We start from the raw sequence: 26,263 nt of genomic DNA on the forward strand, positions 1-26,263 counted from the left end.
GGACTCGGCGAGCGGGCCGACAATCAGTACTTCGGCTCGGCACCGGTGAGCTCGTAGACGCGGTCCATCACGGCGTCGCGTTCGGCCTGCCAGGCGTCGAAGTGGCGCGGGTCGTCGGGATAGGAGTCGTAGACGTCCTTGAGCGTCTTGGCCTCCTGCTGGATCTTGTAGAGTTCGTAGAGGACGTCCCAGTGGCCGACCGTCTTCAGCAGCGTCTTGAGCTTCAGCCCGAGGCCCATGGAGGCGGTCCCGCGTTTCCCGAGCGCATCGACGATCTGCTGTCCGGGCAGGGAGGTGATGACCGAGACGAGTTCTTCGATCTCGTGGGCGCCGCCGAAGATGTTGTAGAGGTCCATCGCGGCGAAGCGCTTGCCGAAGTCGGTCTGGACGCGCCGGTTGTACTCCCACAGCGCGGCCTCGCTCACGTCGCCGTCGCCGATCGCTTCGGCGGCCACCTTGGCGGCCCAGTGGCCGGCCTTCGCGGCGCCGGGGATGCCGCCGCCCGTACACGGGTTGACGTGTCCGGCGGCGTCGCCGACGGCCACGAAGCCGGGGTGGACGGCCGAGTCGTAGGGCCGACGCGTCGGCAGCGCCGCACCGAGTTTGTTCTTCACCGTCGCCCCCTGGAACTCCGCCCGGCTCGCGAGGTCGGCTTTGAGCACCTCGACGAGCTTCATCGGCGGCTTGTTCATCTGGAAGCCCAGCCCGGCGTTGATCTCCGTCGCCGATCGCGGGAAGTACCAGAGATAGCCGAGCTCCTCGGTCGGTTTGAACACGAGCGCGTCGTGCCAGTCGACGGGCTCGGGCACCTCGAGGACCTCGCGGTAGGCCGAGCAAAACTGCGAGTAGTTGACGTTCGTATCGAACGTCGAGGTAGAGAGGTCGGCTTTGTCCTGTAAGATCGACAGCGCGCCGGCGCCGTCGATGACGACCTCGGCCTCGTAGGTGACCGGCTCACCCTCCCGGATCGCCCGCACACCCTCGACCCGACCGTTCGGCTGGACGACGTCCTGGACGACCGTCTCGTAGTGGATCTCCGCGCCAGCGCGGTCGGTCTCCTCGAGGAGAATCTGACCGTACTTGTAGCGGTCGACGACGCCACCGGACTCGGTGAACGGGATGTCGATCGTCTCGCCCGTCAGCGGGTTCTCGAAGAGTGCACGGCTGATCCCGTGGTTGGTGAACGCCTCCTCGTCGAGCCGATCGCGGTCGACGACGTCGGGAAACTTGCTCGCGCCCTTGATCCCGTCGCCGCAGGCGATGTATCCGCCCTCCTCCTCGGTCTTGCGCTCGACGAGAACGACGTCGAGGCCGTCCTGTGCGGCGGTCGTTGCGGCGAAACAGCCGGCCGTCCCACCGCCAACGACGACAACGTCGTGGGATTCCGTGGACATCTCTATCCACCTCGGAATGTCCCCTCGATAAAAAATGGGTAGGAAGCGTTCTGACGTCCTGAATGCAACGGGAACCGGACGTTCAGTCGATCCGATTGCTCGGTGATCGCATGCGCCGGTGAGCGAGTCGACCGGCAGTCGGTGTGGTCCGGCGATCAGCGCAGGTCGGGTGCAACGTCGAATTCGGGCGCTTCGGGCGTCGACAGCTCGAGTTCGACGTACCGACCGTCGGCAGTGAGCGAGGCGGTGAAGCCACAGTCGAGGCAGGCGAACACGCCCTGCCCGTTGAGCAGGTCGCCGTCACACTCGGGACAGGCGTTCGCCCGCTCTGGCTCGGTGGGTGGGGCTCCCAGCGGCGTGGGGAGTTCACCGGTTCGAAGCGTGGCGATCGCCTCGGAGGCCGTCACGGTCTCCTCACCGTCGGTGTGCGGGAACACCGCGTGGAGCTCGTCGTTTCGGTAGACGGCGAGACAGAGCATCGGCGTGACGAGAACGTCTTTCGACTCGCCCGTCACCGTCGACGTCACGGTGCGCTCTCTGAACGGCGGCTGCACGCTCACGCCCCGCTCGTCGGCCCACCGGTCGAATCGTTCGAACGCCTCGAGCACCTCCTGGTACGGGCTGTTCTCCGTGCGCGCGACCTCCTTTGGCCAGCTTCGGAGCAGGACCGTGTCGACGGTTCCGTCCGCCTCACACGCCTGCAGGGTCTCGACCTGCTGGTCCACCGGCTCTAAGAGCAGCGGTGCACGCACGTAACAGACCGCGGTCAGTTCGGCTGTCTTCGACGCCATAGCTCTCACCATCTGTTTGGTGGTGTCCACAAGGTTCCTAATAAATGTTGCCGAAATACCAGTTCGATGGGAATCCCAGTACGGCGTCGACCCGAGACACGTCAGCCCGGGTGATCGGCGCTTCGAAACCCACAAACGCGGGGCGGTCGAACCCGACGAGCATGGAACCACTCGAGCGGTACCGACCCGTCGTCGACGACTTCGAGGCGTTCCTCGAGGCCTGCCGCCGCCCGCTCGGGACCGCCGTCCGGGTGAACGCGATCAAGGCGTCCGTCGATCGGGCGACCGCGACGCTCGAGGAAGAGGGCGTCGGCTACGAGCAGGCCGACTGGAACCCGCGCGTGCTGCGCCTCGAGACGGACTCGCCTGGGTCGACGTGGGCCTCGTTTCACGGCTTCACCCACGGCCAGGAGGAGGTGTCGGCGGTGCCGCCAGTCGTCCTCGATCCGCAGCCGGGCGAGCGGGTCTGGGACGCCTGTGCCGCCCCGGGCGGGAAGACGACCCAGCTCGCCGCGTTGATGGACGACCGGGGAACGGTGGTAGGCAACGACAGCAACCTCGGGCGGCTCTCGGCGCTGCGCTTCAACGCCGAACGCCTCGGCGCGACGTCGATCGTCGTGACGAACCAGGACGCGCGCAACTACTCGATGAACCCCCTCGCCTTCGACGAGTTCGACCGCGCACTCGTCGACGCCCCCTGCTCGTGCGAGGGGACGATCCGGAAGAACCCCGACGCCCTCGACGACTGGTCGATCGGTCACGTCCAGTCGGTCGTCGGCATCCAGAAGGGCATCCTCCGGCGAGCGATCCAGGCCACCCGCGAGGGCGGGGCGGTCGTCTACTCGACCTGTACGTTCGCCCCCGAAGAGAACGAGGCCGTCGTCGACTACGCCCTCGAGCGCGAGGACTGTCGCGTCGTCCCCTTCGACCTCGGCCTCATGCACTCGCCGGGGCTCACCGAGTGGGAAGGCGAGGAGTACGACTCGAGTCTCGAGGAGGCCGCACGGATCTATCCCCACCAGAACGACACGGGCGGCTTCTTCGTCGCGAAACTGGAGGTGGGGGCATGAGCGACGACGGAGCCGACCTCGAGCAAAACGTCGGCCAGCGGTTCGACCGCCTGCCCGAGACGAGCGACGAGCGCACCGTCGAGGGGCGGGCGAGCCGCGAGGACGTCGTCGGCTACTTCGAGGAGCGCTTTGCTATCCCACCGGAGACGTTCGACGACCACACGTTCTGGGAAAAGGGCTCGGGGAAGATCTGGGTCTACGCGGGCGAGTCCCCGTCGACGGTCGAACTCGAGGCGCTCGGGATGACCTGCCTGCGCACCCGCCAGGAACACTGGAAGCCGACGACGGACGCGATCCAGCGCTTCGGCCGCCACGCGACGCGCAACGTGATCGAACTCTCCCGCGAGGAGGCCGAACGGTTCGTCGACGGCGCAGACCAGGACCTCGAGTGGGATGGCGACTGGGGCTACCTGATCGCCGCCCATCAGGTGGCCGGCGAACTCGAGCCCCTCGGGGTGGGGCTGTACATCCACGGCGAGTTGCGCTCGATGGTGCCGAAGGGTCGACAGCGAGACCTGTGACCGTCGTCCGTCGATACTACTGCCGACTTGACCCGACGCATCACTCGAGACGACTTTCAATCAACGGCTTTGCTTTGGTAGCACGTATCACACCCTGGGACGAGCGACCATGACTGACAAGCCACATCAGAACCTGGCCATCATCGGCCACGTCGACCACGGGAAGAGTACGCTGGTCGGCCGACTGCTGTTCGAGACGGGAAACATCCCCGAGCACGTGATCGAACAGCACCGCGAGGAAGCCGAGGAGAAGGGCAAGGGCGGCTTCGAGTTCGCCTACGTGATGGACAACCTCGCCGAGGAGCGCGAACGTGGCCTGACGATCGACATCGCCCATCAGGAGTTCGACACCGACGAGTACTACTTCACGGTGGTGGACACGCCCGGCCACCGCGACTTCGTGAAGAACATGATCACCGGGGCCTCGCAGGCCGACAACGCCGTGCTCGTCGTCGCGGCCAACGACGGCGTCCAGCCCCAGACGAGAGAACACGTCTTCTTAGCGCGCACGCTCGGCATCGGCGAGTTGATCGTCGGCGTGAACAAGATGGACGTCGTCGAGTACGACGAGGAGCGCTACCGCGAGGTCGTCGAGGAAGTGAAAGGACTGCTCGGACAGGTCCAGTTCGCCGTCGACGACGCCTCGTTCATCCCGATGTCGGCGTTCGAGGGCGACAACGTCGCCGACGCCTCGGAGAACACGCCCTGGTACGACGGCCCGACGGTGCTCGAGGCGCTGAACGGGCTGCCCGAACCCGAGGCGCCGACTGACGCGCCGCTGCGTCTCCCGATTCAGGACGTCTACACCATCTCGGGAATCGGCACCGTCCCCGTCGGTCGACTCGAGACCGGCGTGATGGAGACCGGCGACAGCGTCTCCTTCCAGCCCAGCGACGTGGGCGGCGAGGTGAAGACGATCGAGATGCACCACGAGGAGATCGCGCGCGCCGAGCCCGGCGACAACGTCGGCTTCAACGTCCGCGGCGTCGGCAAGGACGACATCCGCCGCGGCGACGTCTGTGGCCCCGCCGACGAGCCGCCGACCGTCGCCCGAACCTTCCAGGCCCAGATCGTCGTCATGCAACACCCGAGCGTGATCACCGCGGGCTACACGCCCGTCTTCCACGCCCACACCGCCCAGGTCGCCTGCACGATCGAAACCCTCGACCAGAAGCTCGATCCCGCGAGCGGAGAGGTAACCGAGGAGAACCCCGACTACATCCAGGCGGGCGACGCGGCCATCGTCACGATCCGTCCACAGAAGCCCCTCAGCCTCGAGCCCTCGAGCGAGATCCCCGAACTCGGCAGCTTCGCCGTCCGGGACATGGGTCAGACGGTCGCCGCGGGACGCGTGCTCGAGATCGAGGAGGCCTGACCCGCTACCTGATTCGAGCGCCGGTCAGCCCACCGCCGTCACAGCGAGGAGGCCCGATCGCCGTCACAGTGAAGCGGCCCGGGTCTCGTCGGCGAGGAACCCCTTCACCCAGTTGTCGAACCCTTCCTTTCGCTCGAGGTAGGCGCCGTGACGGGCGTTCCGGAACATCGCCAGCTGGGCGTCGGGGATGCCGGCGTGCGTTTCCCGCAGGATCTCCTCGGGGAAGAACGGATCCTCGTCGCCGCCGATGACGAGCGTTCGGGGCTCGATCTCCTCGAGTCGGTCTGTACCGTCGTACTCGAGGACTGCGTCGATCGAGACAACGACGTCGGCTGGTTCGGCGGGCGTCGGGGGCCGGAGCCGGCCGACCGTCGCCGAGAGCCGCGGGTACAGCGTCCGTCTGTAGCCCGTGTACATCTCCCGAAGGAGCTCCGTGCGGATTTTCGTCCACTCCTCCTCGAGGGCGTACCAGCGGAGCCGACGGCCGATCTGAACGCTCTCGTCGGCGAGCCGGCAGCCGGAGGCGGCGAGTACGAGCCGGTCGACCAGGTCGGGTCGGAGGTTCGCGAGCTCCTGGGCGATTAGCCCGCCCATCGAGATGCCGAGCACCGAGGCAGGTCCGATCTGGGTCTCGAGCACACGCGCGTAGTCGCGAGCCAGCTCGCGGATCGACGTCCCCTCGGCGAGGCCGCGCGGCCGGCTCACCACGCGAACCGTGTACTCGTCGAGAAACCGCCGGAAGGAGTAGCGAACGGCCCAGGCGCCGGACCGGCCGTACTCCCCGTCGAACATCGCGTCGCCGAGCCCGGGGATCACGAGGAGCGTCTTCGGGCCGTCACCGACTCGAACGTGTGGGTACCGATCGACGAGCTGATCCGTCTTCGGTCGTGGCAGCAGTGACATGGGCTTCCTCTCGACGCGACGCACGTTGCCGACGACCAAAACGGTTCGCGGCCCCGTCAGCGCCGTTTTACTCGAAAGCAAGCACAGTCTCGGCCTCGAAACGGACCGGCGATGAGGACTATCACAGGCTCTCTCTATCGACCCGTCGGCTTCGGGTTCCACCCACATTGATATACGGACCGACCCCAAGAATCGATGATGGTCCCGCTCGAGGTCGTGGTCGCTGTCTGCCTGGCCGTCGCGCTGGTGGCGTCGATCCTCGCACTCCGGTCGGTCGACGCGTCGAGCCACCGGTGGAGGAGTCGGCTCCGGAGTCGGCTGTTGTTCGGCGTCCCGTGGGGAACGCTCGTCGTCGTCGCGTTCGTCCTCGCGGTCTACCTGCTCGTCCAGGACGGGATCACCGACTTCGACAATCCGGTGGTGCTCCCCTACCGGGCGTGGTCGTACTTCTACCCGCTCGGGATGGCGACGGCGTCGTTCACTCACGCCAGTTCGGGACACCTGATCGGGAACCTCGTCGGAACGCTCGTCGCCGCGCCGATCGCGGAGTACGCCTGGGGACACTATCCGCGCGACCGCGACGAGGGCTCGACTGGGTCGTGGCTGGCGACCCCGTGGATTCGGGCGTTCGTCGTCTTTCCCCTCGCCGTGATCGCGATCGGGCTGGTGGTCAGCCTGTTCGCGCTCGGCCCCGTCATCGGCTTCTCCGGCGTCGTCTACGCCTTCGCGGGCTTCGCGATCGTCCGCTACCCGATCGCGACGCTCGTCGCGACGATCGGCGTCCAGAGCGTCGTGTCGACGACCTACCGGGCACTCACCAACGCGGTCTTTACCTACCAGGCCCAGCCCAGACCCCCGTCGGCGCCGGGGTGGGCGACGACCGCAGTCCAGGGACACGCACTCGGCTTCTTCCTCGGCTTTCTCATCGCCGTGATCGTCTTCTCCCGGCGGCGGTACCGCCCCGACCCGCTCCGGCTCTGGATCGCCCTCCTCGTCTTCGCCTTCTCGAAGGGACTGTGGGCGATCTACTGGTTCGAGGGCGGAAACACCTACGTCCTGTTTCGTGGCCCCGGCGTCGTGATCGTCACCGGGCTCGCCATCGTGGTCACGCTCGCGGTGGTCGCCTCCGACCGGCCGCTGCTCCCGGCGTCGCTTCGCGGCCGCTCGGCTGCCGATCCGCTGGCCGGCCGACTCGAGCGCATCCTCGAACTCGGCCTCGGCGGACACAGGGCGGACGCTCGAGGCCGGATTCGACGGCTCGCCAGGGGGAGCCCCTCCGAGTCGCGACTCAGAGACGTAACGCGAAAGGGGGCGGCGCTTTCGGCCGTCGTCCTCGTCGTCGCCCTCATCAGCGGTCCCGCGATCCCGGCGAACCTGTTCGCTCCCGACGCCTCGACGAATCCCGACGCCGCCATCGACGTCCGCGACTACTCGGTGAGCTACGCGGAAGGGGTCGAAAACGAGATGATCTCCATCGTCGACGTCTCGGCGTTCGGCCAGAACACGACGGTCGAGTCGAGCGGCGTCATCGTCTCGAGCGCCGACCGAAACATCTGGATCGAGGCGGTGTCGGCCCAGCGGCTGGCGTTCGACGGCGGGACGACCGTCGAGGTCGGCGGGCCCGGCTGGCGCGAGACCGTTCACGTCGAGCGCGACGGCTGGACCGCCGCCGGCAACGACACCGCCTACCAGGTCTGGCTCTGGGCCGACGGCGACGATCGCCAGCTCGCTCACACCTCAGACCCCGTTCGGGCCGAGGTCAGAATCGAGGGGCGAAACGTGAGCGTCGTCCCGGATGACGACGGTGCGTTCACGCTCGAGGTCGAGGGGCCGGGCGGCGCAGTCTCGAGCGTCCCGATTCCGGCCGAGAACGCGACGGCCGAAGCCAACGGCCTCACGTTCGAACACGACGACGGGACGATCTTCGCGAAGACGAACGGAACGGTCGTTCCGGTCGCGAGCGAGGAGTAGCCAGCCCGAACGGCATCCGTCAGAACCAGTCGCGGATCGGTGGCAGCAGCTCGAGGGCAACGGCGGCGAGGAGGGCGCCGGCCACGACGAAGGCTCCACCCGCCGCGACGAACCCCGTCGAATCGCCGTCGATCGCCATCCAGCCGCCGATCCACACGAGGCCGAGCGCGAACCCGAGCAACACGAGCGTCCCGACCACGTCGAGCATCGCGTCCTTCACGGCTGTCCGAACGACGAGGTACAGCTCTTGCTCGTCGAGGCCGACGTCGTACCCGCCGTCCGTTCGGTCGGGTTCAGCGCTTCGGTCGAGGTCGGAGTCGGGATCGGAGACCATGAAAACGTGATGGTTCGATTACGTGACAATCGTATCGGTCGTCGAGAGGAAGGGACACCTCGTGACTAACGCCTCGTCAGGCCCACTCGATCCGAAAGACCTCCGCCTCGAGTTCGCGCGACGCTTCGGCGTGAAAGGCAAAGCGGTGCTCGAGGTCGAACGTCGCACGGAAGGCGTGGGTGACCTCGCCGCCGTGGTCGGCGGCGAACGACTCGACGAACGACTGGCTTCCCTCGTTGTGGATGGTGTAGGAGACGGCTGCGAGCGCGCGTGCGCTTTCGAGGAACGGCCGATCGGCGTGGCGGCGCTGGGCGCCAAAGGGCGGGTTCGAGAGAACGATCGCCGAGTCGACCCCGAGCGGGGGGCGGGCCGCGTCGCCACGAACCCAGTCGATCGGCGTCTCACCACCGACGCGTCGTTCGTTCGCTCGAGCGAGCGTCAGGGCCTCGGGGTCGACGTCGAGGCCGACGACGCGCGCCGGTGCGAACTGCGAGGCGCCGATGGCGAACATCCCCGTCCCGGTGCCGAGGTCGACGACGAGTCGGTTGGTCAGATCGCCCTGCAGTGACGCGAAATGAAGGACGTGTGCGGCAACGTCGGGCGGGGTGAGATACTGCTCTAAGTCGACCGACGGCTCGGCGAAGTCGGTGACGGACTCGAGTCGGCGGGCGAGGGTGCGCCGCGAAGGCATCACCCAACGGTCAGTGTTCGAGCGTAATGGGGGCGTCGAGATCGAACGTCAGTCCCTCGCGCTCGGCGCGTTCGGCGCAGGCGGCGAGCGCGGGTCGAACCTTTTCGACGTCGCAGACGGTGTCACACTCGACAGTCACGGCGCCGGCACCGAGAAAGGAGGCGGCGTGGACGTAGCCCCGGATGCGGTCGACCTCCTCTTGCGTTCGAAGCGAACAGTCCTCGTCGAACCGCGCGCTGACGATCACTCGAGCAGGAAACAGCCCTTCGTGGTACAGTTCGCGCCTGAGGTCGCGCAGGTACTCCGGCGCGGTCGACTCCAGTGCGTCCGCCTCGAGTTGAACTGGCGTGACGTCCGCGGGTCGACACCGTTCGATCGTCCGGCCGACGTCGGGGGGCGAGGTGGTGCTCATCGACAGACGATACATGGGCAGCATACAAAAACCTTTGTAAATGCTTAGTAGTAATGGTCGAGTCGAGAAGCTGGTCGCTTCGCCCCGTCGTCGAACGATCGCCGCTGCGTTCGACCGCGTGAGCGCATAGTATTAAGAACGTCTACGCACAGGGAACGGTATGGACGAGTGTCCTCGTTGTGGGTCGTCACTCGAGCGTCTGTCGCTGGGCGAGGTCACGACCATCGCGTGTGGTCGATGCGGGTTCGCGGACGTGCCGGTCGACCACGAGAGCGAGGGTGAAGACCACGAGTCGTGGCGGGACGCGTTCGAACGGTTTTACGAGCAGACGAACGAACGCACGGAGTGATCCCGAATCGACCAGGACAGCCACACCAGGACCTGACGGTATCGACCGTCGGTAACTGGCTACAACGGCCTCTCTATACTCGAGCGACGGTACTCGCGCGTCGAAGGCGGCAAAGAGGAGAGAACGGCCGTTATTCGGCCGGTGCTTCGGCTTCCGCTTCGCCGTGGTCGACGTCCTCGTCCGAGCGGGCCGCGACGAGGCCACCACGGGCGACGCTGTACAGCGGCTCGTCGGCGTGGCTGACGCCGCTGATCGAGAACGGGATGTTGGCGTCCTCTAAGTGATCGCGGAACAGCGCCTCGAAGCCGTTCGGACTCGAGGTACCGCCGGTGACGACGACGGGCACGTCCAGTCCCTCCTCGACGTCTTCGTCGTCGACTTCGCGAACGATGTGTTCGATGACGTAGTCGAGTAAGTTCTCGTAGTAGATCGAGAGCGCCCCCTCGACGCCGCCGACGTCGGTGGTGAAGTCGAGTTCGAAGTCGTCCTCTTTGATCGAGGTTACTTTGTCGACCGGGGTGCCGGTGGCACGGGCGGCCGACTCGTCGACCCAGTCACCACCGCGGGCGACGGAGAACTTCATGACGGGCACCGCGTAGTAGGCCAGACAGACGTTCGTCATCCCGGCACCGAAGGAGATCCCGAGGCCAGTGAAGTTGTTGTCCGCGAGCTCGGAGTAGATGACGGACATCCCCTCGTTGATCGGCTCGGCGTCGTACCCCATCTCGTTGAGGAACGATTCGATCGTCTTCTGGTGGTACAGCGTCGAGAGGTCGGAGTCGATCGGATCGGCGGGAGTCGAGAAGTAGAGCTTCTCGTCCGGATAGGCGGGTTCGCCGACGACCTGTTCGATGATGAGTTTCATCATCGGAATCGCGCTCTTCTCGTCCGAGGAGAGAATCCCGTGTTTCATCGGGCGGCGCGTCTCCTTGTTGAAGATGTTCGCGAAGTTCAGGGCGTCGTCACCGACGACGTACACCTTATCGTCTTTCCGAATGTGGAGCACGTCGCTTCGTGAGAGCATCTGCTCGGCCATGTCCGAGTACTCGATCTCCACGAAGGAGTTGCGCTGCTGTACAAACACCGTGTCGTTGCCATCCTGCTGGGCAGACAGGATGTTCATCGTCCCAACGTCTAGGCCTTTGGCCATGGTTTGCCAAGGATGCCGGTCGATTATAAATCTATGTAAATTCTATACATCATTAACAAATCCACAATAAAAATGTATATGCCAGCTACCCGAACAGTTATGTTCGAGACTCGAAAACTCTCGCTACAGTCGAAATTACCGATTGCGATGCTCTCGAGCAAAACAGCAACTCTATTGTCAGAAGAAGATATTTTTGAGTCTGGCTAACAGTCCCGACGACTCCTCCGTCGCTAGCTCCTCTGCCTGCTGTTGTTCACGAAGCGCTCTCAGCTTCTCCGTCTGATCGTCGACCGTACTACTCGAGGTCGTCGTCTTCGTCTCACCGCCTTTCAGCCCCTTGAGGCCGGCGACCTGGGAGTCGACACCGCTCGAGCGCTTCGTCTTGGTTCCGACGTCGAGGTCGACGCCCTCGAACTCGTGTTCGGTGAAGCTCAGGCGCTTGTGTTCGGTCTTCTCGACGCCGCCCCAGGAGAGTTCGACATCCTCCATCGCCGCGTCGATGTCGCTGCGGATCTCCTCGTCGGAGTAGTGTTCTTCGTCCTCGTCGTCGGAGCCCAGTTCGACGCTCTCGGCCGCTCGCGCCAGATCGAGGTAGTGCGCGATCAGTGCCGCGCCGGTCGACGCAGAAATACTCGCCAGACCGATCGCGTAGACGGCGACGACGTGGACGGTGCTGAACGCCGTTTCGCCGCTCTCGTAGAAGTTCCAGTCGGCGGGATAGAGGTGGACGAATCCGCCGACGGCGACGAGCGTGGTCGCGACACCGACGATGGAGGCGTAGCGGACCCGTCGTTCGGAAGGGAGGAGCGCGACGATCCCGAGCATCGTCGCCGGGAGCGCGACCATCCCGAGGGCGTACGCCGGCTGCACCCACGCGAAGTACGCCGACGACCGTGCCTCGAGCGTGCTACTCCAGGCGAACAGCAACAGGGCGACGATCGCGAGGCCGATTCCGCCGAGAAACAACCCGAATCCGACGTAGACGTCGGTACGAGCCTCCGGTTCGCCGACGTACCGACGATAGAGGTCGAACAGGTACCCGTCCGTAGACCGTTCGGCTGGCATTGTCACCTCTTTCGACTCCAGTATCATGACTTTTTGGACGAAAAAAGAGTCAGTCCGCGAGACCATTTCTCGAGTGAAACGCCAGTGACGATATCGAAGAATCCACGGCTCTTCCGGAATTTTTTCGATTTTCTTTCGCCATTCTCGGGTAGAGACTGACTGAATCGTACGACAAGCTCTGTCATGACACACAAAAGTTAAGAGTGCCCACGGGGTTTGAGTGGGTATGGACTCCGCCAGTCCGCGACCGACTGCATCGTTTGACGACTCCCGTAGCGAGCTCGGTGCACCCACACTGAAAATTACACTGGCGGAGAACTTTACATTCGGCGGGAATAATTCCCGCCTCCAGGCGTTCGAACGGGCCACTCACTCGACGTTCGAATCGGCCGACCCACCGACGATGGGGGCCCATCGCCTGTATGCCACGCGTTGAGTGGACTCCGCGCCGAGGTATCGCCGTTTCCCGACCATTCTCCAGCAGTAGCACTAGCCATGAGTAGTCTCCCAGATCCACTTGCCAGCATCGACCACGACCGACCCGATTCGGACGTCTATCGCGTCCTCGACAGGGACGGCAGCGTCCTTCCCAGCGCGTCAGTGCCGGACCTCACCGACGACGAACTCCGTTCGATGTACGAGGACGTCCGGCTCGCCCGCCGGTTCGACGAACGGATGATCAGCCTCCAGCGACAGGGTCGAATCTCGACGTACGCCCCGATGACCGGCCAGGAGGGAGCCCAGGTCGCAAGCGGCTACGCCCTCGACGGCGACGACTGGGTGTTCCCGACTTACCGCGAACACGCCCTGAAGTACGTCCACGGGATGGACCTCACCGCACTGCTGTTACCCCTCCGGGGCCACCGCGACGGCTACGCCATCCCCGACGACGTGAACGTCCTGCCCGAGTACATCCCAATTGCCACCCAGCTCCCCCAGGCGATGGGCTTCGCGTGGGGCAAGGAGCTCCAGGGCGAGACCGACACCGTCGCGATGTGTCACTTCGGCGACGGTGCGACCAGCGAGGGCGATTTCCACGAGGGGATGAACTTCGCCGGCGTCTTCGACGCCCCCGTCGTCTTCGTCTGTAACAACAACCAGTGGGCGATCTCGGTCCCGCGGGAACGTCAGACCGCCAGCGAGACGATCGCCCAGAAGGCCGACGCCTACGGCATCGACGGCGTCCGCGTCGACGGCACCGACCCGCTCGCGGTCTACCAGGTCGCCCGCGAGGCCGTCCTGAAGGCGAAGTGTCCCTCCGCGGACGAGCTCCGTCCCTCGCTGCTCGAGGTCGTCCTCTACCGCTTCGGCGCCCACACCACGGCGGACGATCCCTCCCAGTACCGCGACGAGGAGGAAGCCGAGCGCTGGCGCCGGTGGGATCCGGTGAACCGGCTCGAGCGGTTCCTCTACGAAACCGGCCGCCTCGACTCGGAGACGCAGTCGGCGATCGAGGATCGCGTCGAGGAACAGCTCTCGGCAGCCATCGAGGAGGCCGAAGCCGCGGAGGCGGACGTCTCGGAGCTGGCTGAGCACCTGCGCGAAGAGCCGCCCGAACGGCTCGAGGCACAGCTGGCGGAGCTCGAATCGATCCGCGAACGCTACGGCGAGGAGGCGTTCAGACACTCATGAGTTCGGCGGTCACCACGCAGGAGTTGACGCTGGTCGAGGGCGTCCGCGACGCCCTCGCAGTCGAGATGGGCCGCGACGAGCGTGTGATGGTCCTCGGCGAGGACGTCGGCGAGAATGGCGGCGTCTTCCGCGCCACCGAGGGGCTCTACGAGGAGTTCGGCGAGGAACGCGTCGTAGACACGCCGCTCGCGGAGTCGGGTATCGTCGGCTCCGCCATCGGCCTGGCGATGTCGGGGATGCGCCCGGTCGCCGAGATGCAGTTCTCGGGCTTTTCCTACCCCGCGTTCGACCAGCTCGTGAGCCACGCCTCGCGGATCCGGTATCGCTCGAAGGGACAGTACACCTGCCCGCTCGTCGTCCGGATGCCCTACGGCGCTGGTATCCACGCGCCCGAACACCACTCCGAGTCGAAGGAGGCCTTTTTCGCCCACGAACCCGGCCTCGACGTGGTCATCCCGAGCACGCCCGCCGACGCCAAGGGACTGCTCTCGAGTGCGATCCGCGACCCCGACCCCGTGATCGTCATGGAACCCAAGCGGATCTACCGGTCGTTCCGCGGGCCGGTCCCCGACGGCGAGTACACCGTTCCGATCGGTGAGGCGAACGTGCGCCGCGAGGGCGCGGACGTCTCCGTCTTCACCTGGGGCGCGATGTGCGAACCCGCACTCGGCGCGGCCGAGGAACTCGCGGGCGACGTCGAGGTCGAGGTCGTGGATCTGCGCTCGCTCTCCCCGCTCGACGTCGAGACGGTGACCGAGTCCGTAAAGAAGACCGGCCGGGCCGTCGTCGTCCACGAGGCCCCCATGAGCGGCGGATTCGGCGGCGAACTCGCCGCGACGATCCAGGAGGAAGCACTGTTCTACCTCGAGGCCCCCATCGAGCGCGTCACCGGCCTCGACACGCACGTCCCGCTGCACGCACTCGAGGACTTCTACCTGCCCAACGCCGCCCGGATCGTCGACGCAGTCGAGTCGACGATGCGCGTGTAATCGACCGACTCGATCGATGTCGCGCGCTCGAGCGACAGACGCTCAGTTGACCTCGAGCGTCTCGAGGTCGATTCGGCCTCCCTCGTCGACGTCGAGTCGCTCGAGCGTTCCCGACTCGCCAGCGACGAGGTCGATCGATCCGGATTCGGTCCCGTCGCCGGGGAGGACGGCCGTCCCACCGACGAGGATCGGTGCGAGCAGCCCCGCCGCAACGACCCGGAGGTCCGTGAGCGAACCGACGGCGACTCGAGTCCCCTCGCCGATTCCGTACGAGTCGACGACCTCGCGCGCGGCGTCGATCGCCGCGCCGTGGGTGAGCGTCCGGTCGCCGTCGGTCACGAGCGCCGTGTCGGGATCGATCGCGACGGGCGGGAACGACGGATTCTCGCTCCACAGCCCGGCGTCGAAGTAGTGGACGTCGGGCGAGTCGGGCTTCGTGCCGTAGCCGACGCGCTGGGCGCCGCGGGGGAGGTCGTACGCCGCGAGCTCGTCGGTCGGCGCCACGAGCGTGCGGAACGCCTCGTCGTCTCCGAGCGCCGTCGGCGGGGCAAAGCGCGTCGTCCCCTCGAGCAGCGCCGTGCCGAGGAAGGCGAGCACTGCGAACGGGCCGTCGCCGACGACGCCCACGGTAACGCCTCGGCGAACGCCGGTGTGACGCAAGAAGTTCCCGGCCTTCCAGGCGGACGTCAGGGTCCAGTGGTAGTCGAACTCGCGTCCGGTCTCGTCCTCGAGCGCCGGTCGGTCGGTCCGTCGGTCTCGCGTGAGCAGGTCGGCGACCGTTACCGCGTCCATAGCCGGGAGTATCGAGCGCGGGTGCAAAAGCGCGCCGACTCGAGTCAGTCGTTCCCTGGAAATATAGTACTCGTTGAAACGATTTACACCCGGTCACAGCCGAGCGGCCAGCCTTAGCCTCGTCGTCAAGGCTGGCCGCCGACGTTCGTGACCGGGTGTGCAATGACTTTCAACGGGTACTATAATGGTCCGATCGAGGTTACCAGCCTTTTGCGTTCAGTGTTCGATACGCACGTGGAGTGTGCCCCTCGCACGAGAACGGATCGCGTCGTCTACGAACGGGAGACGCCGTCAGAAACTCGACTTGAGTCGCTCGAAGAAGCCCTGTTCGACCTCGATCTCCTCACCGCCGGCCTCGGCGAATGCCTCGAGCGCCTCGCGCTGTTCGGCGTTCAGCTGCTCGGGGGTGACGACCTGCACTTTCACGTAGAGGTCGCCGTGGCCGCGCCGGCGGAGCCGGGGCATCCCCTTGCCCTCGAGTCGGAACGTCTCTCCGCTCTGGGTGCCGCCGGGGACCTCGAACTCGGCGGCGCCGTCGAGCGTCGGCACCTCGACGGTGTCGCCGAACACGGCCTGTGGGAACGAGAGCGCCAATCGGTACCGGAGGTCGTCGCCGTCGCGCTCGAACGCCTCGTGGTCGGCGACCGCGACGTCGATCAGCAGGTCGCCGTAGGGGCCGCCGTTGGGGCTCGGAGCACCCTCGCCTTCCATCCGAAGCGTCTGACCGTCCCGAATCCCCTCGGGGACCTCGACCGAGAGTTTCGCCTCCCGCCTGACGTACCCCTCGCCACGGCAGTCGTCACAGGTCTCGGAGTAGAGCGTCCCCTCCCCCTCACAACGCCGACAGGTCGTCGTCTGCTGGACGCGTCCGAGCGGCGTCTGCTGGACCTGCGTCACCTGGCCGCGGCCCTGACACTCCGGACAGGTCTGGGCCTCGGCACTGGGCGGGTGCCCCGTCCCATCGCACGTCTCACAGGTCTCGGGTCGCTCGATCGTGACCGCCTTCTCGACGCCTTCGTACGCCTCCTCGAGGTCGATTCTGAGGGTGGTCCGGAGGTCGCGGCCCTTGCGCGGTCGGTCGCGACCGCGGCCACCACCGCCAAAGACCTGCTCGAAGAGGTCGCCGAGGCCGCCGCCCATCCCACCCATGCCGCCGAACGGGTCGCCGCCCATCCCGCCAGCGCCGCCGGCGCCCGCGTCGAAGCCGTGTTTTTCGGCCTGCTCGAACCGGTCGTGACCCAGCCGGTCGTAGGCCTGGCGGCTCTCCTCGTCGGTGAGCACCTTCTTGGCCTTCTGGATCTTCTTGAACTTCTCCTCGGCGTCGGGGTCGTCGCTCACGTCCGGGTGGTACTTCGCGGCCTTCTTCCGATAGGCTCGCTTGATGTCCTCGGCCGACGCGTCGCGACTCACGCCGAGTACGTCGTAGAAATCCTCGCTCATTCGTTGTCACCCGGTAATCCGTTGAAACACTTGAAACGAACGCTCTGCGGAAACCGGGTCGAATCCCCGATTACCGCTCGTCGTCTTCGTCGTCGATGTCCTCGAAGTCCGCGTCGACGAACTCCTCGCCCTCGTCGCCGGGAGCCGTCCCTTCCGGACCCGGGTTCGGGCCGTCGCCCATGCCACCGGGTCCGCCTGCGGGGCCAGCACCGGCCGCACCCGGACCGCCACCAGCCGCCGCCTCCTGGTAGATCTGCTTGCCGATCTCCTGGAGTTCCGTGCTGAGCTCCTGGGTCGCCGCCTCGATCTCCTCGGCGTCGGCCTCGTCGTCGTCGACCGTCTCCTCTACGTCCTCGATTGCGGCCTCGATGCTCGAGCGCAGGTCGTCGCCGACCTCGTCGTTCTCCTCGAGCAGCGTTTCGGCGCGCTGGATCGTCGCCTCGGCGGTGTTGCGGGCCTCGATGCGCTCGCGGCGCTGTTTGTCCTCCTCGGCGTGTTCTTCGGCCTCGCGCTGCATACGCTCGATCTCGGCATCCGAAAGGCCAGCACCGCCCTCGATCGTGATTTCTTCGCTGGTCCCGGTTCCTTTGTCCTCGGCTGCGACGTTGACGATGCCGTTCTCGTCGAGGCTGAACGTGACCTCGATCTGGGGCGTGCCGGCGGGCGCCGGCGGGATGCCGGTCAGGTGGAACTCGCCGAGCAGTTCGTTTTTCTCGGCGAGTTCGCGCTCGCCCTGGAAGACTCGCACCTGCACCGAGGTCTGGTTGTCAGCCGCGGTGGTGAAGATCTTCGACGCCTCGGTCGGGATCGTCGTGTTCTTCTCGATGAGCCGCTCGAAGAGGCCGCCTTTGACCTCGATACCCAGCGAGAGCGGCGTGACGTCGAGCAAGACGATGTCGTCGACCTCACCACCGAGAACGCCACCCTGGATCGCCGCACCCAGCGCGACGGCCTCGTCGGGGTTGACGTTCTTCTGGGGCTCTTGCCCGGTGAGTTCCTCGACCTTCGCCGACACCTGGGGCATCCGGGTCGAACCGCCGACGAGCAGCACTTCGTCGATGTCGTCTTTGCTGTAGCCGGCGTCCTCGAGTGCCTGCTCAGTCGGGCCGACCGTGCGGTCGATCAGGTCCGTCGTGAGCGACTCGAACTTCGCGCGGGTGAGACTCTGCTCAAGGTGGATCGGGCCGTCGTCGGTCGCGGTGATAAAGGGCAGGTTGATCTCTGTTTCCTTGCGCGAGGAGAGCTCGATCTTGGCCTCCTCGGCGGCGTCTTTCAGCCGCTGGAGCGCCTGGCGGTCCTCGCGGAGGTCGATGCCGTGGTCGGCCTCGAAGTCGTCGGCGAGCCAATCGATGATCGCCTCGTCCCAGTCGTCGCCACCGAGGTCGTTGTCACCGTTCGTGGCGACAACCTCGTAGACGCCGCCGCCGAGGTCGAGGATGGAGACGTCGAACGTCCCACCGCCGAGGTCGTAGACGAGCACGGTCTGGTCCGAATCGTCGTCGAGGCCGTAGGCCATCGACGCGGCGGTGGGCTCGTTGACGATCCGTTCGACCTCGAAGCCGGCGATCTCGCCGGCGTCTTTGGTCGCCTGGCGCTGGCGGTCGGAGAAGTACGCCGGGACCGTGATGACGGCCTTCTCGACCTCGTCGCCAAGGTAGTCCTCGGCGTCGCGCTTGATCTTCTGGAGGATCATCGCCGAGATCTGATGAGGCGTGTACTCCTCGTCCTCGATCTCGACGGTGTAGTCGTCCTCGCCGATGTGGCGCTTGATCGAGGCGATCGTCTTCTCCGGGTTCTGGATCGCCTGGTTCTTCGCCGGCTTGCCGACGAGCCGTTCGTCGTCGTCGGTGAACGCGACGACCGAGGGCGTCGTCCGATCGCCTTCGGCGTTGACGATGATCTCCGGATCGCCACCTTCCATTACGGCGAACGCGCTGTTCGTCGTCCCAAGGTCGATACCGAGAATCTTGTTGCTCGCCATTACGGGGGTAGTTGTGTGCACTTTGTTTTAAAGGTTGCTACACGAGTCGCGGGTGCGAATTAAATTCACATCCCCGAGCCAGGGAGCGTCCGCTCAGCCAGATCGGTCGTCGAAAATCGTCGAATCAGTCATCGGGACTGTTGGAACGATCTACCGCCGATCTCCAGCGGCGAGCCCGACGATCGGTGGTAACTCCAATTGTCCCTATCAGTCGTCTCGAGCGGCGTTCTCGGCCTGGTTCGACTCGTCGTCCGAATCTTCCGCTTTCGAATCGACGTCCCCGTCGGCTACGATCTCGCCATCGAGTTCGATCGCTTCGTCGTCGCCATCGGCCTCCTCGTCGGGATCGTCGGCGTCGGCGTCAGACTCGTGGCCGGACTCTCCTACCGCCGCGTCGGCCGCGGGCTCGTCGTCCGTCGCGTCGTCACGGTCGTCCGCGAGTTCGCCGTTGCTCACCGTCACCTGGGCGCTCCGGATGACTTTCCCGCCCATCTCGTAGCCGGGGGCGAACACGTCGTCGATCGACCCCTCCGGCAGCGCGCTGTCGACGGTCACCATCACTTCGTGGCGCTGGGGATCGACTTCGGTCCCCGGTTCGGGAGCGATCTCTTCGACGTTCTCGTCGTCGAGGACGCGATCGAACTCGCGGAGCGTCATCTCGACGCCCTCACGAAGCGCCGCCACGTCGTCACTCTCCTCTTCGAGCGCCCGATTCAGGTTGTCGCGGACGCCGACGAGGCGCACGACGAGATCCTCCGTCGCACGCGCTTTGAGCTGCTCCTGGCGCTTTTTCGCCCGCTTCTTGTAGTTCTGGAAGTCAGCCTGCGTCCGCGCGTACGCTCCCTCGAGTTCGTCGATTCGCTCGTCGCGTCGCTCGAGTTCGGCCTCCCGTTGCTCGAGTTCGGCCTCGAGTTCCGAGTATCGTTCCTGGAGGCGGTCGATCGTCTCTGACTGTTCGTCGAGTCGCTCCGTGAGGTCCTCGAGTTCCGCGCGCTGTTCCTCGACCGTCTGGTTGCGCTCGCGGGCGGTCTCGACGATCGCGTTGACCTCGTGGGCGAGTTCGTCGTCGAGTTCGGTGAGTCGATCCAGGAGTCGCCTGACGTCGTCGCTCGTCTGGGGCACCTGGTCGGCGGGTTCGTGCTCGGACGTGCTCGTTTCGTCGGTCGACTCACGTCCGGTGTCGGCTGTCGAAGGGTCGTCCTCGGCGTCGTCGCCGCTGGACTGCTCCCCGGACGGAACATCCTGGGTAGCCGGGTTCGTACCCTCGTCTTCGCTCATGTCTCAGTCAAAGAACAGCGGTACTAAAAGGATTGAGGTCCGCCTTCGCAGGTCTCCCCCCGCCCGATCCGACTCTCCCGGAGCGCCTATGTACGTCCCACCTCGAAGCACCCGTCGTGGACCCCATCGAGCTCGCCTCCGAGGACGGGACGATCCGCGTCGACGGCGACGAGGTTCCCCAATCGATCGCCACCGACGCGCCGTGGCTCGAGTACGATAGCCGAACCGACGTCGTTCGAGCGCCGGCCTTTCGCTACGCCGAGCTTCGACAGCTCCTCGAGGCGACCGGCCGGCCGCTCGACGACGCCGTCCTCGACCTCGAGGCTCTCCCCGCGCTGCACTCGGCGTACGAGCTTCGCACCTACCAGCGCGACGCCCTCGAAGACTGGCTCGAGACCGACCGCTGGGGCGGGCTCGACGATCACACACCGCCGCTGCCGGTGGCGTGCGCCCCCGCGGGCGTGCTCGAACTCCCCACCGGCAGCGGAAAGACCGTCGTCGCGCTGAAGGCCATCGAACGCCTCTCAGTCCCGACGCTCGTCGTCGTCCCCACCATCGACCTGCTCGAGCAATGGCAACGAGAACTCGAGCGTGAGTTTTCGATCCCAGTCGGCCGGTTCGGTGGCGGTGAACAGCGCCTCGAGGCGCTCACGGTCTCGACGTACGACTCGGCGTACCTCAAGGCTGATTCGGTGGGCGACCGGTTCGGCTTCGTCGTCTTCGACGAGGCCCACCACCTCGGCGGCGAGGGCTACCGCGAGATTGCCCGCCTGCTCGCCGCACCCGCACGGATGGGGCTCACTGCCACGTTCGAACGGCCCGACGGTGCCCACGAAGTGATCGAGGCGCTCGTCGGCCCCTGCTGTCACCGGGTCGACGTCGACGAACTCGCCGGCGACCACCTCGCCGACTACGACCTCAAGCGACTCGAGGTGGCGCTGACGCCGGCCGAGCGCGACGAGTACGACCGCCACCAGAAGGTCTTCACCGACTACCTCGCCCGGTCGAACGTCCAGCTTCGAAGCGGTTCTGACTACCAGAAGCTCGTCATGCGGTCGGGCTCGGATCCGCGCGCTCGAGAGGCCCTGCTCGCCAAACAGCGCGCTCGTGAGATCGTCTTCGGCAGCGAGGCCAAACTCGACGCCCTCGAGGACATCCTCGAAGACCACCGCGAAGATCGGGTCATCGTCTTCACGGCGTACAACGACCTCGCCTACGGCGTCGCCGAGCGCTTCCTGCTCCCCGCGCTGACCCACCAGACGGGCGCGAGTGAACGTCGAGAGATTCTCGAGCGGTTTCGCGAGGGGACGTACTCGCGCGTCGTCACCTCGAACGTCCTCGACGAGGGAGTGGACGTCCCCGACGCGAACGTCGCGGTCGTCCTCTCGGGCAGCGGCAGCGAACGGGAGTTCACCCAGCGCCTCGGGCGGATCCTCCGGCCCAAGGACGACGGCGGGCGCGCCCTGCTGTACGAGGTCGTCAGCGGCGACACCGCCGAGGAGCGCGTCGCCGACCGTCGGCGCTAACACTGACGCGACGCTGGCGGTCTAGGCGGTGTATGTGTCGCCCGACTCGAACATCGCCTCGAGGTTCGTCACCGCCTCGAAGACGGTCGAACGATTCGGGATGACAGAGCGTGCCGCCTCAGGCGACGCGCACGTCGGCCTGCTCGGTGACGGCGAGTTCGCCCGTGAGTTCGGAGTGGGGGTAGGGCATGTCGATCCCTTCGGCGTCGAAGCGGTTCTTGACGGCCTCGATGAACGTCGCCTGAACACCGGCCGGACTCTGCGCTTCGGGATCGATCCAGAGGCGCCCGGAGAGGACGACCGCGGAGTCGCCGAGGTCGGCCACCGCGACCTCCGGCGCGGGGTCGGGAAGCGCGCCCACGACCCGCTTCGCCTCGTCGGTGATTACGTCCCTGGCGTGGGCGATGTCGACGTCGTAGCCGATACCGAAGTCGTAGCTCACTCTGAGCTGTTCGTTTCCGTTCGGGTTGACGAGCGCCGAGTTGGCCAGTTCGGCGTTCGGCACGGTCACGAGTTCGTTGTCGACCGTGTCGAGTTTCGTGACGCGGAGCTGAATCTCGCGGACGACGCCGGCGTTGCCGTCCCACTCGACCGTGTCGCCCACCCTGAACGGCTCGTCTTTGACGATGAAGACGCCGGCGACGAAGTTCGCGATCAGGTCCTGAGACGCGAACCCCACGGCGAGCACGAGAGCGCCCGCGAGGGCCGAAAACGCGACGAGGATCGTCCCGAATCCGGCGATGGTCGCGGCGAGGGCGAGCGCGCCGACCAGCACGACGATGCCGACGACGCTCTTCGTGAGACCCACGAGTCCCTCGGCGAACCCGCGCGACTCGAGTGAGCGCCCGGTGAGACTCACGAGGACGCGTTTGCCGAGCCAGTAGATGATCGCGAACGAGACGAGAAAGAGCGCCACCGTAGTGGCGGCTTCAAGGAGTGCCGGCCCGTAGCCGCCGAGCGTCTGAGCGAGCCAGTTCCCGTCGGGCGTTATTTGTAATTTGTGCATCACGTAACTACTGGCCCCCCTCCTAAAAGTCCTTTTTCGCGCCCCGAACTGACTGTACGCGGCTCGGATCTGTCCACGATCGATCCTGTCCTGTGGTGATAGGTTCGGGGACGATCCGGCCGGCGGACGCGTCGCGGTGAACGCCGACGTCCGGGTGACTTTTGAACTCGTCACCCTCACCAGGGAGTAGATGCTGACGAAAGACCTGCTTCGCGTCTCCCGTGCCGGCGGCGGCTTCCACCCGCAGTTCGCCGAGCGAAGCCACCGGCCGCTCGCTGCGCGCGTCATCGGGACGTTCCAGGGTCACGTCGGCGAACGGCGCGAGGTCCTCGAGGCCGCGCTCGCCGACCTCGAGCGCGAGGCCGACCACTTCAAGCTCGTCCGCGGCTTCGCGGCGCTGCTCGAGCGCGACGCGACGTTCGAGACGAAAGCTTCGCTCGAGCCCGCCGTTGCCAGAAGGGCGGCGTTCGAGGCGGCCGAGGCCGTGGGCGTCGTGACCGAGGACGAGCGGGCGATGGCGCTCGTGCGCGCCGGGGAGTCCCTCGGTGTTTCGGCCGACGACGTCGCCGACTCGCTGTACGCCGACCTCGAGGAGCGCCAGGTGCTGACCGCGATCGATTCCCGGTGGGACCCCGACGACCTGCTCGCCCAGTACAACCTCTCGCTCGCCCAGACGGCGCTGTTCGACGCCACCGAAGTTCGGGTCCGCTCGAGCGATCCGAAGGCGCTCGTCTCCGCGATCAAGCGACTGCGGCTGCTGTACGAGATCGAGAAGACGCCTGACGGGCGCGAGGTGATCGTCACCGGGCCCACCCAGATCTTTCGGGCAACCCGGCGGTACGGCACCCGGTTTGCCCGTCTCCTGCGGACAGTCGCAAAAGCCGACGAGTGGCGACTCGAGGCGACGATCGACGATCGGGGAACCGAGCGACCGCTCACCCTCACCCACGAGGATCCGGTGTCCGTCCCGGACGCCGACCCCGTCGCCGAGGTCTCCTTTGACAGCGGGGTCGAGGCCGACTTCGCTGGCCGGTTTACGAGCCTCGATCTCGAGTGGGACCTGATCCGGGAGCCCGAACCCCTCGCGACGGGGACGCGAGTGATGATCCCGGATTTCGCGTTCGATTACGAGCACGCCGCCTTCCGCATCTACTTCGAAATCATGGGCTTCTGGACGCCCGAGTACGTCGAGAAGAAGCTCGGCCAGCTCGAGGGCCTCGAGGACGTCGACATGCTCGTGGCCGTCGACGAGTCCCTCGGGGTGGGCGAGCAGATTTCAGCGCTCGACCACCGGGCGATCCCCTACACCGGCTCGGTCCGGGTGAAAGACGTCGCCGACGTCCTTCGCGAGTACGAGCGGGAGCTGGTCGCCGAGAGTGTGGTCGCCCTGCCCGACGAACTCCGACCCGAGGCGGACGTTCTCACGCTCGCCGACCTTGCGACCCGCCACGGCGTGAGCGAGGACGCCCTCGCCGAGACGTCCTTCCCCGACCACGAGCGCGTGGGCCGGACGCTGATCCGCCCGTCGACGCTCGAGACGCTGGCCGACGACCTCGAGGCCGGAATGGCGCTGTCGGAGGCCGAAGCCGTCCTCGAGGACGTGGGGGTAACGGACTCGAGCGCCGCCCTCTCCGCGCTCGGCTACCGCGTCGAGTGGGAGGGGCTAGGCGGCGGGACGCTTCGGGAGCGATGATCGCGACGATCCACCGAACTGGTGACTGCGAGTGAGCGTCGCCGACGAACGCGTCTTTCGTCACACCTATTTCCGGCCCCTGACTACGACCCCTCATGTTCGATAGCGTTCGCGCCCGTCTCGACTCTGACTCCGAATCCGACGCCGAGCCGACGGTCGGGCTCTTCGTCGACGGGCCGAACGTCCTCCGCGACGAGTTCGACGTCGACCTCGACGACGTGCGCGAAGCGGCGACGGCCCTCGGACGCACGGGCGTGATCCGCCTCTATCTCGACGAACACGCCACGCCCGGCCTGATCCAGGCCGCCGAGGCCCGCGGCTTCGAGGTCGTCATCACGAGCGGCGACGTCGACGTCAAACTGGCCGTCGACGCCACCGCCCTGATCGCCGAGGGGATCCTCGACACCCTCGCGGTCGCCTCGCGGGACACCGACTTCAAACCCGTCCTCGAGTACGCGGGCAAAAACGGCATCGAGACGGTCGCCATCGCTCCGGGCGAGCACGGGCGCTCGGACGCCCTCCGGAACGCGGCCGACGAGTCGATCACACTCGAGTCTTGACATCCTCCCTGCGCTGAAGCGCGAGGATTCTTTCGTGGGACAGCGAGTCGTTCTCGCATCCCCGAAGGCACCCTGACCAGACTACAAGGGGTCTGGCTGTGGTTTGTGGGCTTGTGCGTCGGGCCTCGAAAGAGGCGTGGTTTCCTTCGGTGTATCCGCTTGCACCCCACGGGCCGTGCCATCGACCCAACTCAGATTGCGCCGAGTGAGCAAGCCGTTCCGACGCAGGGTTGCTTTTTGATAGTGGAGACCCCAAGCCAACTCCAATTTTCGTCGGAATACGGCTTGACAATCCTTACTCTTCTGGGTTATTTAATTAACATGGCTCGCGTCATCTTTTGACGGCGCGTATCCCCACCGTGAACGGCGAGGCTCTGCGCCTGCTCTGCACGTAACCCGGCGCCGGTCGAGGCTGAGGCGCCGCTCGATTTCTGACCCACGCCCTCGCTACCCTCGTGGGGTTCCCCACTCGTGGCATCGGATCCACGATCGTGTGCAACCACTATGTGGGTGCGTGACAATGTACGCAGTATGATGAAGTCGCCGATCGACGACGTCGCGTACCTCGTTCGGTCTGAACACCGAATCACGGCGCTCGTCGCACTCTCGGCTCGTCCCCGGAGTCGGTCCGAGCTCGGGGAGCTAACTGGCGTCTCCTCGTCGACGATTCGGCGGACGCTGCGCGAGTTCGAGAGCCGAAACTGGGTTCGCAGGGAGGGCTATCAGTACGGTGCGACGCAGCTGGGAACCTTCGTCGCGTCCGCGATGGAGGACGTGATCGACCGGATGGAGACCGAGCGAACGCTTCGTGACGTCTGGCACTGGCTTCCTGAGGACGAACGTGAGTTCACGATCGAGATGTGTACCGATGCGACTCTGACGGTCGCCGAACCCGACGACCCGTATCGTCCCGTGAACCGATTCGCGACGCTCCTTCGAGAAACGAGCGAGTTCCGGTTCGTCGGATCCGACGTCGCCCTGCTCGAGCCGTGCAAGGACGTGCTTCGCCAGCAGATCGTCGATGGGATGCGGACGGTGATCATCGATCCACCGACCGTCGCCAGATACATCCTCGAGACGTACCCGGAGCACTGTTCCGAACCGCTCGAGAGTGGTAACCTCACGGTGGTAACCCACGACGAGCTTCCGCCATACGGTGTCAGCCTCTTCGATGACCGAGTCGCTATCAGCTGTTACGATCAGGACAGCGGTACGGTACGAGTCTTGATCGAAACCACCGCACCGGCGGCTCGAGCGTGGGCAGAATCGACGTACAGCACCTACCACGACGAGGCACAGCCGCTCGCAACCGAACGCACAGCGAGGTGATCGGGGTACGG

24 protein-coding genes are annotated in these 26,263 nt (G+C 66.0%); 11 read left to right on the forward strand and 13 right to left on the reverse strand.

From position 1 onward, the window contains the following. Window positions 1–23: 23 nt before the first annotated feature. Together NMQ09_RS12240 and NMQ09_RS12245 are read right to left on the reverse strand one after the other, a co-directional pair. On the reverse strand, window positions 24–1,394 hold the full coding sequence (locus NMQ09_RS12240) for a geranylgeranyl reductase family protein (RefSeq protein ID WP_425607236.1): 1,371 nt from the start codon (window positions 1,392–1,394) through the stop codon (window positions 24–26). Window positions 1,395–1,549: 155 nt separating this feature from the next. Next, a complete protein-coding gene (locus NMQ09_RS12245; RefSeq protein ID WP_255190863.1) occupies window positions 1,550–2,185 on the reverse strand; it encodes an HTH domain-containing protein in 636 nt (211 codons plus the stop codon). Window positions 2,186–2,346: 161 nt separating this feature from the next. On the opposite strand from NMQ09_RS12245, the gene NMQ09_RS12250 reads away from it, so the two are divergent. From NMQ09_RS12250 to tuf, 3 genes are all read left to right on the forward strand, one after another. Beyond that, window positions 2,347–3,255, forward strand: a complete 909-nt coding sequence (locus NMQ09_RS12250; protein ID WP_255190864.1) for an RsmB/NOP family class I SAM-dependent RNA methyltransferase — start codon at window positions 2,347–2,349, stop codon at window positions 3,253–3,255. Then, window positions 3,252–3,776 carry a DUF7122 family protein gene (locus NMQ09_RS12255; protein WP_255190865.1) on the forward strand — a complete coding sequence of 175 codons (525 nt, stop codon included), beginning with the start codon at window positions 3,252–3,254 and terminating at the stop codon, window positions 3,774–3,776. Before NMQ09_RS12250 ends, NMQ09_RS12255 begins: the two co-directional genes overlap by 4 nt. Window positions 3,777–3,885: 109 nt before the next feature. Continuing rightward, on the forward strand, window positions 3,886–5,151 hold the full coding sequence (gene tuf, locus NMQ09_RS12260) for a translation elongation factor EF-1 subunit alpha (RefSeq protein WP_255190866.1): 1,266 nt from the start codon (window positions 3,886–3,888) through the stop codon (window positions 5,149–5,151). A gap of 63 nt (window positions 5,152–5,214) precedes the next feature. Here the strand turns inward: tuf and NMQ09_RS12265 are convergent, their stop codons facing one another. Beyond that, complete coding sequence (locus NMQ09_RS12265) at window positions 5,215–6,054, reverse strand: alpha/beta fold hydrolase (protein WP_255190867.1); 840 nt, start codon at window positions 6,052–6,054, stop codon at window positions 5,215–5,217. A 198-nt stretch (window positions 6,055–6,252) separates the two neighbouring features. Here NMQ09_RS12265 and NMQ09_RS12270 point away from each other — a divergent pair, with 198 nt between their 5' ends. Then, the gene (locus NMQ09_RS12270) at window positions 6,253–8,025 is read left to right on the forward strand and encodes a rhomboid family intramembrane serine protease (protein ID WP_255190868.1); all 1,773 of its coding nucleotides are present in this window, start codon (window positions 6,253–6,255) and stop codon (window positions 8,023–8,025) included. Window positions 8,026–8,044: 19 nt separating this feature from the next. Here NMQ09_RS12270 and NMQ09_RS12275 read toward each other — a convergent pair whose 3' ends face one another. The 3 genes from NMQ09_RS12275 to NMQ09_RS12285 all read right to left on the reverse strand — a co-directional run bounded on the left by NMQ09_RS12275 (window position 8,045) and on the right by NMQ09_RS12285 (window position 9,462). After that, on the reverse strand, window positions 8,045–8,359 hold the full coding sequence (locus tag NMQ09_RS12275; protein WP_255190869.1) for a hypothetical protein: 315 nt from the start codon (window positions 8,357–8,359) through the stop codon (window positions 8,045–8,047). A 76-nt stretch (window positions 8,360–8,435) separates the two neighbouring features. After that, window positions 8,436–9,050 (reverse strand): METTL5 family protein, encoded by a 615-nt coding sequence (locus NMQ09_RS12280; protein ID WP_255190870.1) that lies wholly within the window; start codon window positions 9,048–9,050, stop codon window positions 8,436–8,438. 10 nt (window positions 9,051–9,060) lie between these two features. Beyond that, window positions 9,061–9,462 carry a DUF7961 family protein gene (locus tag NMQ09_RS12285; RefSeq protein ID WP_255190871.1) on the reverse strand — a complete coding sequence of 134 codons (402 nt, stop codon included), beginning with the start codon at window positions 9,460–9,462 and terminating at the stop codon, window positions 9,061–9,063. A gap of 160 nt (window positions 9,463–9,622) precedes the next feature. On the opposite strand from NMQ09_RS12285, the gene NMQ09_RS12290 reads away from it, so the two are divergent. Then, window positions 9,623–9,811 (forward strand): hypothetical protein, encoded by a 189-nt coding sequence (locus NMQ09_RS12290; RefSeq protein WP_255190872.1) that lies wholly within the window; start codon window positions 9,623–9,625, stop codon window positions 9,809–9,811. A 130-nt stretch (window positions 9,812–9,941) separates the two neighbouring features. Here the strand turns inward: NMQ09_RS12290 and NMQ09_RS12295 are convergent, their stop codons facing one another. Together NMQ09_RS12295 and NMQ09_RS12300 are read right to left on the reverse strand one after the other, a co-directional pair. Beyond that, entirely contained in the window at window positions 9,942–10,961 is a 1,020-nt protein-coding gene (locus NMQ09_RS12295; RefSeq protein ID WP_255190873.1) for a cell division protein FtsA, read from the reverse strand. 177 nt (window positions 10,962–11,138) lie between these two features. Then, the gene (locus NMQ09_RS12300) at window positions 11,139–12,026 is read right to left on the reverse strand and encodes a cell division protein CdpA domain-containing protein (RefSeq protein WP_255190874.1); all 888 of its coding nucleotides are present in this window, start codon (window positions 12,024–12,026) and stop codon (window positions 11,139–11,141) included. A gap of 495 nt (window positions 12,027–12,521) precedes the next feature. On the opposite strand from NMQ09_RS12300, the gene pdhA reads away from it, so the two are divergent. Further along, window positions 12,522–13,658: a pyruvate dehydrogenase (acetyl-transferring) E1 component subunit alpha gene (gene pdhA / locus NMQ09_RS12305; RefSeq protein ID WP_255190875.1), complete on the forward strand. Its 1,137-nt coding sequence runs from the start codon at window positions 12,522–12,524 to the stop codon at window positions 13,656–13,658. Beyond that, window positions 13,655–14,647, forward strand: coding sequence for an alpha-ketoacid dehydrogenase subunit beta (locus NMQ09_RS12310; RefSeq protein WP_255190876.1), 993 nt, complete (start codon window positions 13,655–13,657; stop codon window positions 14,645–14,647). The genes pdhA and NMQ09_RS12310 overlap by 4 nt, the downstream gene beginning before the upstream one ends. 42 nt (window positions 14,648–14,689) lie before the next feature. Here NMQ09_RS12310 and NMQ09_RS12315 read toward each other — a convergent pair whose 3' ends face one another. From NMQ09_RS12315 to NMQ09_RS12330, 4 genes are all read right to left on the reverse strand, one after another. Continuing rightward, a complete protein-coding gene (locus tag NMQ09_RS12315; RefSeq protein WP_255190877.1) occupies window positions 14,690–15,439 on the reverse strand; it encodes a hypothetical protein in 750 nt (249 codons plus the stop codon). A gap of 291 nt (window positions 15,440–15,730) precedes the next feature. After that, window positions 15,731–16,879 (reverse strand): molecular chaperone DnaJ, encoded by a 1,149-nt coding sequence (dnaJ, locus tag NMQ09_RS12320; RefSeq protein WP_255190878.1) that lies wholly within the window; start codon window positions 16,877–16,879, stop codon window positions 15,731–15,733. Window positions 16,880–16,949: 70 nt separating this feature from the next. Continuing rightward, window positions 16,950–18,860 carry a molecular chaperone DnaK gene (gene dnaK / locus NMQ09_RS12325; RefSeq protein ID WP_255190879.1) on the reverse strand — a complete coding sequence of 637 codons (1,911 nt, stop codon included), beginning with the start codon at window positions 18,858–18,860 and terminating at the stop codon, window positions 16,950–16,952. Window positions 18,861–19,067: 207 nt separating this feature from the next. Further along, on the reverse strand, window positions 19,068–20,138 hold the full coding sequence (locus NMQ09_RS12330) for a nucleotide exchange factor GrpE (RefSeq protein ID WP_255190880.1): 1,071 nt from the start codon (window positions 20,136–20,138) through the stop codon (window positions 19,068–19,070). Between the two features lie 116 nt (window positions 20,139–20,254). Here NMQ09_RS12330 and NMQ09_RS12335 point away from each other — a divergent pair, with 116 nt between their 5' ends. After that, complete coding sequence (locus NMQ09_RS12335; protein WP_255190881.1) at window positions 20,255–21,664, forward strand: DEAD/DEAH box helicase; 1,410 nt, start codon at window positions 20,255–20,257, stop codon at window positions 21,662–21,664. 118 nt (window positions 21,665–21,782) lie between these two features. On the opposite strand, the gene NMQ09_RS12340 is transcribed toward NMQ09_RS12335, so the two are convergent. Then, a complete protein-coding gene (locus NMQ09_RS12340) occupies window positions 21,783–22,670 on the reverse strand; it encodes a mechanosensitive ion channel family protein (RefSeq protein ID WP_255190882.1) in 888 nt (295 codons plus the stop codon). A 190-nt stretch (window positions 22,671–22,860) separates the two neighbouring features. Between NMQ09_RS12340 and NMQ09_RS12345 the strand changes: the two genes are divergently transcribed. From NMQ09_RS12345 to NMQ09_RS12355, 3 genes are all read left to right on the forward strand, one after another. Then, a complete protein-coding gene (locus NMQ09_RS12345) occupies window positions 22,861–24,363 on the forward strand; it encodes a DUF790 family protein (RefSeq protein WP_255190883.1) in 1,503 nt (500 codons plus the stop codon). Window positions 24,364–24,458: 95 nt separating this feature from the next. After that, window positions 24,459–24,923, forward strand: coding sequence for an NYN domain-containing protein (locus NMQ09_RS12350; protein WP_255190884.1), 465 nt, complete (start codon window positions 24,459–24,461; stop codon window positions 24,921–24,923). 534 nt (window positions 24,924–25,457) lie between these two features. Continuing rightward, window positions 25,458–26,252 carry a helix-turn-helix transcriptional regulator gene (locus tag NMQ09_RS12355; RefSeq protein ID WP_255194590.1) on the forward strand — a complete coding sequence of 265 codons (795 nt, stop codon included), beginning with the start codon at window positions 25,458–25,460 and terminating at the stop codon, window positions 26,250–26,252. Window positions 26,253–26,263 lie beyond the last annotated feature (11 nt).

This window comes from Natronobeatus ordinarius (assembly GCF_024362485.1).
Lineage (GTDB): Archaea > Halobacteriota > Halobacteria > Halobacteriales > Natrialbaceae > Natronobeatus > Natronobeatus ordinarius.

Excerpts from the sequence above, each read along its gene's own strand:
- NMQ09_RS12355 (WP_255194590.1), top strand. The coding sequence starts at position 25,458 with ATGAAGTCGCCGATCGACGACGTCGCGTACCTCGTTCGGTCTGAACAC.
- NMQ09_RS12285 (WP_255190871.1), bottom strand. The coding sequence starts at position 9,462 with ATGAGCACCACCTCGCCCCCCGACGTCGGCCGGACGATCGAACGGTGT.
- NMQ09_RS12315 (WP_255190877.1), bottom strand. The coding sequence starts at position 15,439 with ATGGACGCGGTAACGGTCGCCGACCTGCTCACGCGAGACCGACGGACC.
- NMQ09_RS12345 (WP_255190883.1), top strand. The coding sequence starts at position 22,861 with ATGCTGACGAAAGACCTGCTTCGCGTCTCCCGTGCCGGCGGCGGCTTC.
- tuf (WP_255190866.1), top strand. The coding sequence starts at position 3,886 with ATGACTGACAAGCCACATCAGAACCTGGCCATCATCGGCCACGTCGAC.
- pdhA (WP_255190875.1), top strand. The coding sequence starts at position 12,522 with ATGAGTAGTCTCCCAGATCCACTTGCCAGCATCGACCACGACCGACCC.
- dnaK (WP_255190879.1), bottom strand. The coding sequence starts at position 18,860 with ATGGCGAGCAACAAGATTCTCGGTATCGACCTTGGGACGACGAACAGC.
- NMQ09_RS12255 (WP_255190865.1), top strand. The coding sequence starts at position 3,252 with ATGAGCGACGACGGAGCCGACCTCGAGCAAAACGTCGGCCAGCGGTTC.
- NMQ09_RS12250 (WP_255190864.1), top strand. The coding sequence starts at position 2,347 with ATGGAACCACTCGAGCGGTACCGACCCGTCGTCGACGACTTCGAGGCG.
- NMQ09_RS12340 (WP_255190882.1), bottom strand. The coding sequence starts at position 22,670 with ATGCACAAATTACAAATAACGCCCGACGGGAACTGGCTCGCTCAGACG.
- dnaJ (WP_255190878.1), bottom strand. The coding sequence starts at position 16,879 with ATGAGCGAGGATTTCTACGACGTACTCGGCGTGAGTCGCGACGCGTCG.
- NMQ09_RS12295 (WP_255190873.1), bottom strand. The coding sequence starts at position 10,961 with ATGGCCAAAGGCCTAGACGTTGGGACGATGAACATCCTGTCTGCCCAG.
- NMQ09_RS12240 (WP_425607236.1), bottom strand. The coding sequence starts at position 1,394 with ATGTCCACGGAATCCCACGACGTTGTCGTCGTTGGCGGTGGGACGGCC.
- NMQ09_RS12265 (WP_255190867.1), bottom strand. The coding sequence starts at position 6,054 with ATGTCACTGCTGCCACGACCGAAGACGGATCAGCTCGTCGATCGGTAC.
- NMQ09_RS12280 (WP_255190870.1), bottom strand. The coding sequence starts at position 9,050 with ATGCCTTCGCGGCGCACCCTCGCCCGCCGACTCGAGTCCGTCACCGAC.
- NMQ09_RS12310 (WP_255190876.1), top strand. The coding sequence starts at position 13,655 with ATGAGTTCGGCGGTCACCACGCAGGAGTTGACGCTGGTCGAGGGCGTC.
- NMQ09_RS12350 (WP_255190884.1), top strand. The coding sequence starts at position 24,459 with ATGTTCGATAGCGTTCGCGCCCGTCTCGACTCTGACTCCGAATCCGAC.
- NMQ09_RS12300 (WP_255190874.1), bottom strand. The coding sequence starts at position 12,026 with ATGCCAGCCGAACGGTCTACGGACGGGTACCTGTTCGACCTCTATCGT.
- NMQ09_RS12270 (WP_255190868.1), top strand. The coding sequence starts at position 6,253 with ATGGTCCCGCTCGAGGTCGTGGTCGCTGTCTGCCTGGCCGTCGCGCTG.
- NMQ09_RS12275 (WP_255190869.1), bottom strand. The coding sequence starts at position 8,359 with ATGGTCTCCGATCCCGACTCCGACCTCGACCGAAGCGCTGAACCCGAC.
- NMQ09_RS12290 (WP_255190872.1), top strand. The coding sequence starts at position 9,623 with ATGGACGAGTGTCCTCGTTGTGGGTCGTCACTCGAGCGTCTGTCGCTG.
- NMQ09_RS12245 (WP_255190863.1), bottom strand. The coding sequence starts at position 2,185 with ATGGCGTCGAAGACAGCCGAACTGACCGCGGTCTGTTACGTGCGTGCA.
- NMQ09_RS12330 (WP_255190880.1), bottom strand. The coding sequence starts at position 20,138 with ATGAGCGAAGACGAGGGTACGAACCCGGCTACCCAGGATGTTCCGTCC.